Here is a 13,319-nt window from a genome sequence, read left to right on the forward strand (position 1 = left end):
ATGATGATCATCAGCATCCCCGGAGATTATCACAAACAAATCACAGAGAGTTTAAAAAGAGCAAAATAACAAGTTGTTTATTAATTATATTTGAGTCTAACTAAATTATGAACTTCTTCCTCCGAACGGTCTTTCTGTCATTGCTGATGGGTGGCATGGTCTGTACCTGCCTGGGGCAACCCTATTATTTTAAGCATTATCAGGTTGATGACGGGCTGGTGCATAACTCGGTCACTTCGATATTACAGGACAGTAAAGGACTGATTTGGGTGGGAACCCGGGGCGGTCTCAATTGCTTTGACGGCTACACCTTTAAAACCATCAAAAATAAAGAAAACAAACTGGGCGATATTGGCAACAACGTGATTACCGTCATCCGGGAAGACAGAAAAGGAATGCTATGGATCGGAACGGGAAAGGGGATTTTCAGGTATGATCCTTACAGAGAGGTGCTCAGCATCCTGAAAACCGCACCGCAATCCTATATCAACAGTCTGGTGATCGATGCCGAAGACAACCTTTGGTTTCTGTCAAGCGATTCGCTTTACCATTACAAACAGCGCCAATGTAAAACCGAGACACTGAGGCTTTCCGGTAACTGTGTGGCCATTGACACTGAAAGAAATATTTGGGTGGGAAACAATGACGGAGTGGCAAGCATATATAATCCTGTCAGCAAATCTGTTAAAACTGTACGCCTGGTTGATAAAAGTCTTCCTGATAAACTGAGATCTGTCAATCAATTATTGCCGCTGCCAAACGGCAAAGTATTGGTTGGTTGTTTTTCACAGGGACTAAAAATATACGATACCAAAACAGAGCAGGTTCATGCGATTTCTTTAAACGGCAGCAGGGATAACAATGTTTATGTACGCGATATTACTGCCGCGGGCCAACAGGAATACTGGATATCAACTGAATCAGGAATTTACATCTATAACCTTGCTACCGGCACAAGTCATAACCTGAGTAAAAGTTCCGGAGATCCTTATTCAATTGCTGACAATGCCGTTTATACTGCCTGTCGGGACAATCAGGGCAGCATGTGGGTGGGAACTTTTTTTGGAGGCCTCAACTATTACTCAAAAGAGAATGCGCGTTTTGAAAAATACTATCCGAAAATGGGAAGCAATTCTATTTCCGGCAATGCTGTGCGGGAGATCAGTCCCGATCATCATGGAAACCTGTGGATAGGAACTGAAGATGCCGGGCTTAACAAATTCAACCCGCAAACCGGAAAATTCATTCACTACACCGCTACCGGAAATAAGAAAGATCTCTCCTATCCAAATATCCATGGCTTATTGTCTGTCGGCCATCAGCTGTTTATCGGGCCTTTCTTCCATGGCCTGGAAATCATGGATACCGGCACTGGAAAAATTACCGACCGCTTTAAGCTGATAGGCAAAAAAGAAGAAGATGCGAGCGACTTTGTGCTGTCTATTTTTTTAACAAAGGACAGTACCTTACTCATAGGAACCGGCTATAACAACCCGGGCCTGTTTGCGTTCGACAGGAAACAAAAGAGCTTTACACGGATCAAACAAATTCCATATGGTTCTTATGTTTTCCATATTATGGAAGACAATAAGGGCAATATCTGGACGGCCAGCGTATCACAGGGGGCCTTTTACTATCACCCCAGGTCGGGTCGTACCGGTAACATCCATTTCAGCAAGAAGCTGAATGGACAGTACAGCAATGAGCCCTCAGTGCGGTATATTTTGCAGGACAGTAACCATAACATGTGGTTTGCGACCGGCGGGGGCGGTCTGATAAAGTTAAGTGCCGACCTGAAATCCTTCAGAAAATTCACCACCGAAAATGGTATGCCAAGCAATGTGATTTTCTGTATGCTGGAAGATCAGTCCAAACATCTGTGGTTGAGCACACTGCGGGGACTGGTATGTATGGACCTCAAAACAGAGCAGTTTAAAATCTATACCCAGTCCAACGGGCTGATTACGGACCAGTTTAACTATAATTCGGCTTATAAGGATCAGAATGGGAAAATGTACTTCGGCTCTGTGAAGGGTATGGTTGCCTTCGATCCTGCCCAATTTTCAAACCTGCAGCCCAGTCCTCCCACCTATATCACCGGTTTCCAGATCAATAATAAAGAGATCATACCGAATGATCAATCGGGCACATTGGCTAAATCCATTTTGTATACGGATACGATTGTGCTTAATCATGACCAAAGCAATTTCAGTATCGAATTTGCAGCGCTCAACTATTCCTCGCCGCAGGTTACACGCTATAAATACCGGATGAAGGGACTCGATAAACAATGGACCTATCTGAACAGTAACCGTAAAGCCTACTTTACTGAACTTTCTGCCGGAGAGTATACTTTCATGGTACAGGCAGAAAGTAATGTTGGCAACTGGACAGGAAAGGAAAGAACACTCTTCATCAAAGTTTTACCGCCCTTCTGGAAAAGTACCTTTGCCTGGCTGATATACCTCTTGACCTTAGGCACCGGCATTTATCTTTCTGTACGTTACTACCACCGGTCCCTGGAGCGTAAAAACCTGAACCGGCTACGGTTATTTGAACACGAAAAGGAAAAAGAAATTTACCAGGCTAAAATTGAATTCTTCACCAACATTGCGCATGAAATCCAGACTCCGCTAACGCTGATCGTTGGACCAGTTGAGCTGCTGATCAGCAAAACCGCAGAGCAGCCCGGTGTCAGGAAGGCTTTGCAGATGATTGAAAAAAATGCTAAACGCCTTGCCGACCTCACAGCGCAGCTCCTGGATTTCCGTAAAACAGAAACGCATCAGTTCGGGCTCAATTTTGTAAAAACCGATATTACCGGATTAGTTAGGGAACAGTTTGCCATCTTTCAGGACCAGGCAGCAAAAGCAGGCCGGAACATCAGATTTGAAAGTTCGATGCCTCATATTACTGCTTTTGTTGACCCTGAAGCTTTAATGAAAATATGCTCTAACCTGATTTCAAATGCTATCAAATACTCAGGCACTTTTGTCACCGTAAGCATGGACCAGTTTAACGCTGCCGACGAACAGTTTACCATTAGATTTTCCAACGACGGAAAAGGCATACCCGAAGAATTTGCAAAAAAAATATTTGAGCCCTTTTTCAGGTTAAAGGGTAACGATAAGCCCGGCACAGGCATCGGCCTTTCGCTGGCCAGGTCGCTTGCAGAACTGCATAACGGCTCGCTCAGGCTGGCAGTAAATACAGACAGCATCACCGTCTTTGAATTACAGCTTCCTGTGCATCAGAAATTTGAATTTAAACTAAGTAGTTGGAAAAAGATAAATAATTATGACAGACAGCATATTGATCATTGACGATAACGAAGATATCCTTGAATTTTTAACAGAGGTGCTGGCCGATCAGTATCACCTGCATCTTGCCCCTGATGGTGAATCAGCAATAAATATTTTGTCTGCCGAGGTCATCAGCCTTGTGATATCAGACATCATGATGCCCGGCATAGATGGCTTTGAACTTTGCCGCCTCTTAAAGGCAAATGTAGACTATTGCCATATCCCTATCATTCTGCTAACATCAAAAAACACATACGGAGCTCATATCGAAGGTCTGGAAGTGGGTGCCGATGCCTATATCCAAAAGCCATTCTCGCCACACCTGCTGCAGCACCAGATAGCGAACCTGCTTAAAAACCGCCTTAAGATCAAGGACCATTTCGCAAGTTCGCCATTTGAAGATGTCAGGGTAATGGCGCACTCCAAAACGGACGAAGCTTTTCTGAAGAGACTCGATGAATACATCCGGAAGAATCTTAGAGATCCGAATATGGATATCGACAAGCTGTCTGACCACATGCACATGAGCCGCCCAACGTTCTACCGCAAAATCAAGTCTCTTTCGTCATTATCGCCAAAAGAACTGATCGACCTTACGCGTCTAAAAAAAGCTGCGAAGCTTATTGCACAAAATGAATTTACACTTTTTGAGATTGCCAAAATGGTAGGATACAGCTCACAAAGCCTTTTCACGCGCAATTTTATAAAATACTTTAAGGTTACACCTGTAGAGTATATCCATAGCCTGCAGCGCGAAGCACCTACAGACGAACTTAAAGCGTTTTAATTTTGATGTTGCGGTAGCTCACCTCATTACCGTGGTCCTGCAGCAGTATATGTCCGTTGTCGGCTTCGCCATAGTCCTTCCAGACTTTGTGCTTGCTCAATTTAACCAGTTCGCGGTACTCGGGCGACTTACGTTCGTATTCCAGGACTTTTTTGCCATTCAACCAGTGCTCCACATGGTTATTAGGATAAACAATCACTTTGCCGGTATTCCATTCCCCAATGGCTTTCACCGCACCTGCTTTGCTGGAAGTCTTCACATCATATAATGAGGCCAGCGTACGGTTGCCGTCCCGGCCCAGTTTGGCATCAGGATGGACAGCATCGTCAAGCACCTGATATTCCAGTCCGATGGCGGAGGCACCCGAATTTTCTTTCATTGTCACAAAGTATTTCACCCCACTGTTGGCGCCCCTGGTCAGCCTGAAATCGAAGCTCAGTTCAAAGGCACCATATTCACCAACAGTAATGATATCTCCGGCATTTTGCGATTCTGCCCCGCCTGAAGACTGTATGGTCAACATTCCGTCTTTGATGATCCAGCCGTTGGCTCCTGTTGGAAAAGAATCTGATTTTGCACTGCGCCAGCCCTTGCTTGTCTTACCGTCAAACAGTAATGTCCATCGCTCCTTTTTTTCTTTTGGAGTCAGTAAGTTCTGTTGTGCTTTGGCAGTGCTCGTTGCTCCGATAAATAAGAGCACAATTGATATTCTGTATAAGGTTTTTAAATTCATATTCTATTTTTTTAAATGCTTTACTATTTTTTGGCAAAGCTGCCAGCCATAGTATTAAGTTGAACCGGGCTTAATGGTGTCTTACCATTGCTAATCACCACCCGGTACCTGAAGGTCACAGACTCCCCTTTTTTCAGGGTTAAATTTTTCGCCGAAGCTCCGTTTGTAAAAACTTTCTCGCCCAGGGGATTCGCGGCGAACAATCCGTAGCCCCTTGCATGCCAGAAGGTGGGATAATTTGGATTTTTCGGATGATCGATAATGGCAATCCCCACTGAGTCTGCCCCCATTTTACCATACACCTGGCACCATACGCCTCTGGAACTCCAGACTGCATCGCCCGTTTTGCCTTCACTGCTCCGGTAGTTTCCTGTAGGTACTTTATCCGTGCCTCCTTTTACCAAGGTTACAATACCTTTACCATCTGTGAATTTTTCGTCCTTTGTAGTCGGCATTTGTAATTCGTGCGCGAGGCGCAAGCCCAGCATTCCGTCTTTGGCATCAGTAAATACTGCTTCCTTTGCAGCGCTCAGCGTAGTAACCCTGTCAATTACCCGCTGCGAACCATTGCCGCTGAATTCAAAACGGGTGTTTTCTTCCAGTATCACTTCTTTCGCCTGATTGGTCCAGTTGGCATGATAGGCCAGAACACCTATAGTACCTTCTTTAATCTCAGTGATTTTGTCCGTGCGGATCCAGCCGTACTGTGCTTTTTTATCTGCCGCTATGGCATAGGAATTATTCCAGAAATCCAGTCCGTTCAGGTTCTCAAAGTTGAACCACAAGCCGATGTGATGGGGATGATCGGTAGGATCGTCCGGTTTGGGATTCAGCGGAAAACCCCGGGTAACTATCGTGCCGCCCGCCGTTGTCAGCGGATAAAGCACAGGCTTTTCCAGCGTATCAGCATAAATGAAAGTGGTAAATAACTTACCACCGATCAGCACATCCACTTTTTTCTGCTGATCAGATTTTTTAATCGTTACCCTGGCTTCCTGGGCTACTGCTGCTGCAGAAAGCAGAGCCACTATGGCTATGCCGCCCAATAGTTTAATTCTGATCATTGCTCTTTAGTATTTGAAGATCTTACCGTTGGCCATTACTTCCTGCGTTTTTTCGTCGAACGTGGCCTTTGCACCTGTGTGTGCGGCAGCAGTGGTCATGATATTGGCGATACTATGACTGTAGCCTGCTTCTACCGGCGCATTTGGCTGCTTGCGGCTGCGTATACATTCCATCCAGTTACGGATATGGTTAGACGTGAGCTTGTCTCCGCCCGTATTGGCTGATGCCACTACCTGCTCAGTATTGTCGAGGCTGATCTCAGGAAGCAGATTGGCTTTCATTTTCATCGCTGCTGCCATCTTTTCGGTAAGCCCGCCTGTAGGAGATATCTTGTTCGTGATCAGGTTCAGTTCACCGCCATTTGAGTAATAAATTTCGGCAGGGTGTTCGTCGCCATTGTGCATTCGGGAACCAAAGGTTACCTGGAAACCCTGCGACAGATCATCCAGCGGCCCGTAATCAAAAGCTGCCAGGATGGTGTCCCAGTTACGGCGACCATCCTTCCACTGGTAGATTCCTCCATTGGCCACCACACTGCGGGGATGTTTCAAGCCGGTGAACCAATGCACTGTGTCAATCTGATGGCTCATCCACTGTCCCGGCAGTCCCGAAGAATACGGCCAGAACAAACGGTATTCAAGATAGATCCGGGGATCAAACTTCTCATAAGGACGGTTGCCGAGGAAACGTTTCCAGTCGGTATCCTGTTCCTTTAAAACATTAAGCAATTCCGGGCGGCGCCAGCGGCCTGGCTGGTTTACGTTCCAGGTAAGCTCTACCATAGTGATCGGCCCAAATTTACCCGATTTAATAAAATCATAGGCCGCATGGTAGTTGGTTCCGCTTCTTCGCTGCGAACCGATCTGGACAATTTTGCCTGTTTCTTTCACTGCCTTTAAAGCAGCCTTGTTGTCTTCCATGGTTTCTGCAAAGGGCTTTTCCACGTATGCATCGCAACCTGCCCTTACCGCCTCTATCGTATGCCGGGCATGCTGAAAGTCTGCCGTACCAATAAATACGGCATCAACACTTTTGCTGTTGTACAATTCTTCGTTGTTGCGGTAGGCTTTAACATCGTTCTGCATTTTATCTTTCCACATGGCAGCACCTTCTTCACGGCGACGGTTCCAGATATCAGAGACAGCAACAACTTCGAAATTGAGTTCTTTATAATGGTTCATGAAACATGGCATATGCGAACTGCGGTGCCGGTCGGAAAAACCAACAACACCTACCTGCACACGATCATTGGCGCCGATAATACGTTTATAGCTTTTAGCACTCCAGCTGGTTTTCGGCAGCATTAAACTCAATCCGGCTATGGATGCCTGTGTGATGAATTTACGACGAGAATTCTCCATCTTTTAATAAGGTTTAAAATTGTTTACAGGATATTTGGTTTAGGGCCCATGGCGGACCCTGTGATTTAAATATCGGCATTATAATACAAATAAGCTATAGGTAAAGCAATTTAGCATCAATACCCATCTTCTTTCGCGCAAGGCTATTTTCCTGTTTCTTTTTTGATCGCCTCAATCTCCTCCGGTTTATAAGGAGTTCCGTCCTTTCGGAATATATCATGAAACCAAAGTTTCGGCTCTCCTCCATCAGCCATAGGGGTATCCCAGGCGTATATGGTATTGCTCTTTCCGGCAACGAGGCCCCAGTTGATCGCACCAACATTTTCTTTTTTAAGCATGGGCAGGACATTGCTGAACAGACTGTTGTTGCGGCGTGCCATGTACTCGGTACAGATCATCGGGCGACCATGGGATCTGAGAGTCTGCAGAACGCGCAGGTGATTTTCCGGAGCCTCATATTCATGATAGGTAATTACATCTGAATTCAGCGCCTGTATGGCATTCAACTCTGTGAAGTCCCATCTCCATAACCCAACCGATACAGGCTGAACATGTTTGGTTTGCCCTGCCCATTCAAAAACTTTCGTCAGCAGCTCAATTGATTTGTTGCCTTTGTTGGAATTGCCCGGCTCATTGTAGAGATCCCATAAAAGGATACGCTTATCCTGTCCAAAGCTGTTCATAATATCTTTGACATATACTGACAGCGCAGCGAAATCTTTGGGATCAGTAATCAAACGCCCGGGGTCCTGCGCCCATCCGGAATTGTGCACCCCGGTTTTTGGCTCGGGCTGTTTCCCAACCTTTGGATTGGGGTTCCAGCAGTCATCAAAGAACACCAGGATAGTTTTGATATGGTGTTTATTTGCAATGCTGAGGTACTGATCTATTCTTTTTTTGAAACCTTCAGGGTCCTGCTGATAGGCCAGACTGTGCAGGAACACCCGCATGGCATTAAAGCCAAGGCCCTCGGCCCATCCGAGTTCTTTGTCGATCGTTTTAGGGTCAAAAGTGGATGCCTGCCACATTTCCAGCTGGTTGATTGCAGTGCTGGGCAGAAAATTGGCCCCCGAGACCCATCCATTTTCTTTTTGCCACTCCAGGGCATGTTCGATGCTCCATCTTGGATTAGCTTCTTTAATCGTTGTCTGTGCCTGTGTCGAAAGTGTGACTGCACATAGGATTACGCTAAACAATAAGTTTCTTTTCTTCATGGGTTTTCTGTTAATAGTCAATTGTTGTCTTGTGGATATATTATAGGATCTGTCAAATGGTTTCTTTAACACTTGATTAGTAGCCCGGGTTTTGGGTCAATACCGCATCTTTGTTCCGTTCGATCTCACTTGAAGGGATTGGCCAGAGATTATAGGCAGGCAATATATCCTTATAGTAAGGATTACATCTCTTCACCCGGTCATACACCAGGCCCAAACGCGCCAGTGTCAACCTTCTTTTTTCTTCAACACCTAGCTCACGCATTCTTTCATCAAGGATATAATCAATCGTTACATTTGCCGCCGCCACTGGTGTTGCATTGGCCCTGGTCCGGATCACATTGATATCTGCCGCGGCATTTCCGAGATTACCCAAACGCATATAAGCTTCTGCACGGATAAGGTAAGTTTCTGCCAGCCTGAACATATACTGATCTGTATAGGTTGCACCCGCAGCCGTTTTCAAAAGCCCGGTAGCAGCATCCTGGATGAGATTTGAAGGATGATCGAAGGGCGTCGTGCATTTGGTTTGGTACGCATAGAAAGCGCGAGAGGGAACAGTAACTCCTTTTGGAGGATTGTTGGTCGATATCGTTTTTCCAAACATATCAGAAGCCCGGTTATTGCAAACATAATCCCGGACAAAGTTGTGGTTTGCATTTCGTATATCGTTTTTGAAATCGCTTTGCCAGATATCATCCATAAAGTATTTTGAAGATACGGCCCAGCCGATTCCCCTACCCCCTGAATAATCATTATTAGGCCACAGGAATGTAGGAATATTGGTAGTCGTACCGGCCGAATTCACAAAGATATCACGGACAGAAGGCGCGTGGTGCCTTTCCAGCATATAGCTTGAATCCCTCGATGTAGAAAGCGCACCTCCACCAATCACATCTGTTTCAAACTGCATTACCCAGATCCCTTCCCTGTTGGAGTAGGTAGACCTGTTCTGATTTTTTTGCTGAAAAAGATCCCAGTAAACATCTCCGGGGGTAACTGTAGACCTTGATCCAAAGCGTGTTCTCATCAGCGTTACATTGGAATTTCCGATTACCGTGCTGGCAGCATCAACAGCTTCCTGATATTTGCCGGCCGCAAGATAAACTTCAGACAATAGATGAGAAGCAGCAAGGTTGCTGATCTCCCCATCCCTTACCGCAGAAATGGCAGGCAGGTTGGTTACGGCGAAAGTCAGGTCTGTTATTACCTGCGTAAGGCAGGCCTCCTTAGTAGCCCTGACGTAATCCGTTTTCGGAGAAGTCACTTCTTCCAGGGAAAGTGGAACCCCACCATACAAATAAGTCAGCGTACGGTATGCAAGGCCTCTGAAAAACCTGGCATGGGCTTCGACCAGAGTTTTCTGTGCATCTGTCAGCTCGGATTTGGGCATTCTTGCAATAATCGTATTGGATTCAGCAACGATTTTATAAAGCCTCCGGTAATGATCAACCGTAATCGCTCCCGTTGGGTTATAGGCAGCAACCATATTGGTATGTCTGTCTGTACTTGGTTCCCCGTCAAACACCAGGTCCGTTCCATAGATATAGTCAAACGGACGGCTTTCACTACTGCTGTAAAATTCAGAACGGGTAAGGACATAAAGATCGATCATAGAGGCTGTAAAATCTTTATAAGTGATAAAAGCATTTGATCCGCTAAGAAAAGAGATTGGTTGTTCGGTCAGAAAATCCTTTTTGCAGGAAACTGTACCGAGAATAAATAGAATAGATATGATGAATAACTTCTTCATGACTTGCTTTTTAAAATGTTACGTTTAATCCAATTGAAACTCCCTTGAGCAAGGGTTTGCCGCCCATGTTCAGACCACCGTCAGCGATCTCAGGGTCCCATCCTTTCCAGTCTGTCCAGGTGTATAAGTTTTTTCCGCTGGCAAAAACACTCAGGTTTTTCATATGCACAGACTTGAGCATTTGCTGTGGAAATTTATAACTGAGCGTGATATCCTGTAACCGCACAAAGCTGCGGGACCTGAAATACCTCGGATTAATTGTCGGCGAAACCTGTGACCGTGGATATTCCCCGTTAGGATTTGAAGGCGACCACCAGTCGATTCCTGCAATGTTATTGTATCTGATATTATTATCATTGAGGATGAGGGACAGTGAATTGTCGCCCAGATAACCATCGCTACCGCCCTGGATAGAGTTGATGAAAAAGCTGAATGTAAAGTTTTTGTACTCGAACGAATTGAGCACACTGAACCGGAATGCCGGATCGGAAGAACCAACAATTACCCTGTCCGCCGTATTGATCACTCCGTCACCATTATTGTCCAATACCCTGCGTGTTCCCGGGTAATATCCTGTTGGTATCGTTTCGTTCAGACCATAAATGCCGTTATACCTGTAATCATAGAAACTATTGATCGAATGGCCGATAAAAAGGTTACTGTTTACCAGATCGCCATTGCCCAGCAGTTCAGTTATTTTATTCACATTCCTGGAGAAATTAAAGGTGGTGTTCCATTTGAAACCTCCGCTGCTGATGTTGGTAGAGGTCAGCGTCAGTTCTATTCCTTTATTAGATACTGCACCAATATTGCTGGTAATGGTTTCAAATCCGGTAACATTGGGAATGTTCACGTTAAACAACAGATCTTTGGTTTTACGGGAATAAACATCCAGCGCCCCGCTCAATCGTCCCTTGAACAAAGTAAAGTCAGCACCAATGTTGACTTCACGTGTTTTTTCCCAGCGCAGGTTCGGGTTGCCAAGGTTGCTTAGCCGCTGCCCAAACAGCGTGTTGGAGTTTCCATCACCAAAGATATAGGTATATCCGCTGGCACGAACCTGATCCAGCGAGCGGTATCTTTGAACCTGGTTACCACTGATTCCATATCCCGCCCTGATCTTAAGATATTGTATAGCAGGAATTTTGAAAAATGGTTCGTCGGTTACGATCCAGCCTAAGGACGCAGAGGGAAAGACTGCAAACTTATTATTCTCGGAGAAAGCTGAAAAACCGTCGCGCCTTACCGTACCGGTGAAAATGTATTTGTCGTCATAAGTATAGTTCACACGTGCCATCTGGTAATTCAGGCTCTCGCGGTATCCGCCGGAAGTAACCGTCTGGACAGTACCTAAACCGATATTGTTATATCCCAGTGTTAAGCGGGTAAATCCCGTGGCATTGGCCTGCGTGGTCTCATCCCGTCGCTCAATTGCACCATACAGTAATGTTCCTGTGATGCCATGTTTGTTGATCTTCTTGTTATAGGTCAGGATATTATCCAGTGTATAATCATAATATTGTTCAACTGCTTTAGATACACTCCCGGTTTGACTTGCTCCGTATGGATTTGCAATGTAAAGATTATCCGTGCGGCCATTATTACCAAAATTGATGCGGTACGATAACCCGTCAATAAAAGGTATTTTCACTTGTGAATAGAGATTGGCAAAGTAAAAATTATGGCGGTCAAAATTATCAATATCAGAAGTACTGAAAGGATTGATATCCTGCGATGTACTGTAAGGCTGTACAATTAGGTTCCCGCTGGCATCATAGGGCACCAGCAGTGGCGAAGTCCGGAACAGTGTGGTCCTGTCTGGCTGCGCTCCGTCTTCATTATTGAACGCGGCAAAAGTTTGTACACCCACTGTCAGCCAGTCGGTGACCTTACTTTCCAGGTTGACCCTTGCACTTTTGCGTTTAAACTGGTCGTTGATAATGTAGCCCGACTGATTGGTATAATTGCCTGAAATTAGGTAATTTATTTTTTCTGAGGCTCCTGATATGCTCAATCCATAATCTTTTATTGATCCCCGGTTGGTTCCGGCATCATACCAGTTGAAATCATTGGGCAAAAGCCCGTTGGCATTTTTTATCCCGCCATCAGCGATCACGACAATATCTGGCTGAACATATGCCGGATTGGTATAAGATTTTGTAAAATCGAGGGCTTTGATATATTCAAGGTCTTCGGCCCTAGTCATAGGCCTCAAATCTGCAGTAGGCGTTTGCGTGGCATAGGAAGTGGTAAAGTTGATCCTTGGTTCACCTTTACCTTTACGGCTCGTCACCAGTAACACCCCATTTGCCGCCTGTGCACCATATACTGCTGTTGAACTTGCATCTTTTAGTACATCAATAGATTCAATATCATCAGGATTGATTGCCGATAGGTTACCATTATATTGAATCCCGTCAAGGATAATCAGCGCATTCTGATTTCCTCCGAGGGTATTCTGTCCCCTTACCCTGATCGTAGGTGTATTTCCTGCTTCTGTAACCGGGCCTACATTTAATCCTGCTACGGCACCTTGTAAAGACTGTCCGATGTTGGTGTTGGGCGCGTCCCTGAACGATTCGAGGTTGGCTCTCGCTATTGCACCGGTTACTGTCGCTTTTCGTTGCTGGCCATAGCCCACTACAACTACTTCCGTCAGATTTTTATTGTCCTCGGTCAGCACAATATTCAATGATGTTCCATTGGTGAGATCTTTCTCCTGCGTAACAAAACCGGTATAGCTGAAGAGTAGTTTTACCTGGGTATTAGCCACCCTGATCCGGTATTCCCCATTTACGTCCGTTACGGAAGCAATACTGGTATCTTTTACTTTGACAGAAACACCTGGTATGGCAGCACCTTTGGCATCTGTTACTTTACCTTTGACTTCGATCTGCTGAAGTGCTGGCTGCTGGAACGTAAAATGGTTTATGGGCAGGTATGCCAGTTCCCTGGTATTTTTCCGGGAGTGTTCTGCAGACCGGGCTTCGCCGGGCACAAGAACAATAAAGATGATAGCTGAAATCAATGAAGTCGCCGGAAGGCTTTTTTTCACATAATTCAGATTCTTCCTCAGTTTAAAAGGTGTAAAAATTCTATTCATA

Annotated in this window: 8 protein-coding genes; 2 read left to right on the forward strand and 6 right to left on the reverse strand. The window is 45.3% G+C overall.

The window, feature by feature from the left end:
* The first annotated feature begins 107 nt into the window (after nt 1-107).
* Together FN831_RS05845 and FN831_RS05850 are read left to right on the forward strand one after the other, a co-directional pair.
* A complete protein-coding gene (locus tag FN831_RS05845; RefSeq protein ID WP_142527285.1) occupies nt 108-3,323 on the forward strand; it encodes a ligand-binding sensor domain-containing protein in 3,216 nt (1,071 codons plus the stop codon).
* On the forward strand, nt 3,298-4,089 hold the full coding sequence (locus FN831_RS05850) for a response regulator transcription factor (RefSeq protein ID WP_142527286.1): 792 nt from the start codon (nt 3,298-3,300) through the stop codon (nt 4,087-4,089). Before FN831_RS05845 ends, FN831_RS05850 begins: the two co-directional genes overlap by 26 nt.
* On the opposite strand, the gene FN831_RS05855 is transcribed toward FN831_RS05850, so the two are convergent.
* The 6 genes from FN831_RS05855 to FN831_RS05880 all read right to left on the reverse strand — a co-directional run bounded on the left by FN831_RS05855 (nt 4,076) and on the right by FN831_RS05880 (nt 13,318).
* Nucleotides 4,076-4,822, reverse strand: a complete 747-nt coding sequence (locus FN831_RS05855) for a 3-keto-disaccharide hydrolase (protein WP_142527287.1) — start codon at nt 4,820-4,822, stop codon at nt 4,076-4,078. The genes FN831_RS05850 and FN831_RS05855 overlap by 14 nt on opposite strands.
* 23 nt (nt 4,823-4,845) lie before the next feature.
* On the reverse strand, nt 4,846-5,886 hold the full coding sequence (locus FN831_RS05860) for a DUF6807 domain-containing protein (RefSeq protein ID WP_142527288.1): 1,041 nt from the start codon (nt 5,884-5,886) through the stop codon (nt 4,846-4,848).
* A 6-nt stretch (nt 5,887-5,892) separates the two neighbouring features.
* The gene (locus FN831_RS05865; protein ID WP_142527289.1) at nt 5,893-7,248 is read right to left on the reverse strand and encodes a Gfo/Idh/MocA family protein; all 1,356 of its coding nucleotides are present in this window, start codon (nt 7,246-7,248) and stop codon (nt 5,893-5,895) included.
* Nucleotides 7,249-7,391: 143 nt separating this feature from the next.
* Nucleotides 7,392-8,462, reverse strand: a complete 1,071-nt coding sequence (locus tag FN831_RS05870; RefSeq protein WP_142527290.1) for a glycoside hydrolase family 2 TIM barrel-domain containing protein — start codon at nt 8,460-8,462, stop codon at nt 7,392-7,394.
* Between the two features lie 76 nt (nt 8,463-8,538).
* The gene (locus tag FN831_RS05875; RefSeq protein WP_142527291.1) at nt 8,539-10,215 is read right to left on the reverse strand and encodes a RagB/SusD family nutrient uptake outer membrane protein; all 1,677 of its coding nucleotides are present in this window, start codon (nt 10,213-10,215) and stop codon (nt 8,539-8,541) included.
* Between the two features lie 10 nt (nt 10,216-10,225).
* Nucleotides 10,226-13,318 carry a SusC/RagA family TonB-linked outer membrane protein gene (locus FN831_RS05880; protein ID WP_142527292.1) on the reverse strand — a complete coding sequence of 1,031 codons (3,093 nt, stop codon included), beginning with the start codon at nt 13,316-13,318 and terminating at the stop codon, nt 10,226-10,228.
* Between the last annotated feature and the right edge of the window lies 1 nt (nt 13,319).

It is taken from the genome of Pedobacter westerhofensis (assembly GCF_900182595.1).
GTDB lineage: Bacteria > Bacteroidota > Bacteroidia > Sphingobacteriales > Sphingobacteriaceae > Pedobacter > Pedobacter westerhofensis.

What these genes read in the sequence shown, in the direction of transcription:
- FN831_RS05845 (WP_142527285.1), top strand. Translation starts at nt 108, where the DNA reads ATGAACTTCTTCCTCCGAACGGTCTTTCTGTCATTGCTGATGGGTGGC.
- FN831_RS05850 (WP_142527286.1), top strand. Translation starts at nt 3,298, where the DNA reads ATGACAGACAGCATATTGATCATTGACGATAACGAAGATATCCTTGAA.
- FN831_RS05855 (WP_142527287.1), bottom strand. Translation starts at nt 4,822, where the DNA reads ATGAATTTAAAAACCTTATACAGAATATCAATTGTGCTCTTATTTATC.
- FN831_RS05860 (WP_142527288.1), bottom strand. Translation starts at nt 5,886, where the DNA reads ATGATCAGAATTAAACTATTGGGCGGCATAGCCATAGTGGCTCTGCTT.
- FN831_RS05865 (WP_142527289.1), bottom strand. Translation starts at nt 7,248, where the DNA reads ATGGAGAATTCTCGTCGTAAATTCATCACACAGGCATCCATAGCCGGA.
- FN831_RS05870 (WP_142527290.1), bottom strand. Translation starts at nt 8,462, where the DNA reads ATGAAGAAAAGAAACTTATTGTTTAGCGTAATCCTATGTGCAGTCACA.
- FN831_RS05875 (WP_142527291.1), bottom strand. Translation starts at nt 10,215, where the DNA reads ATGAAGAAGTTATTCATCATATCTATTCTATTTATTCTCGGTACAGTT.
- FN831_RS05880 (WP_142527292.1), bottom strand. Translation starts at nt 13,318, where the DNA reads ATGAATAGAATTTTTACACCTTTTAAACTGAGGAAGAATCTGAATTAT.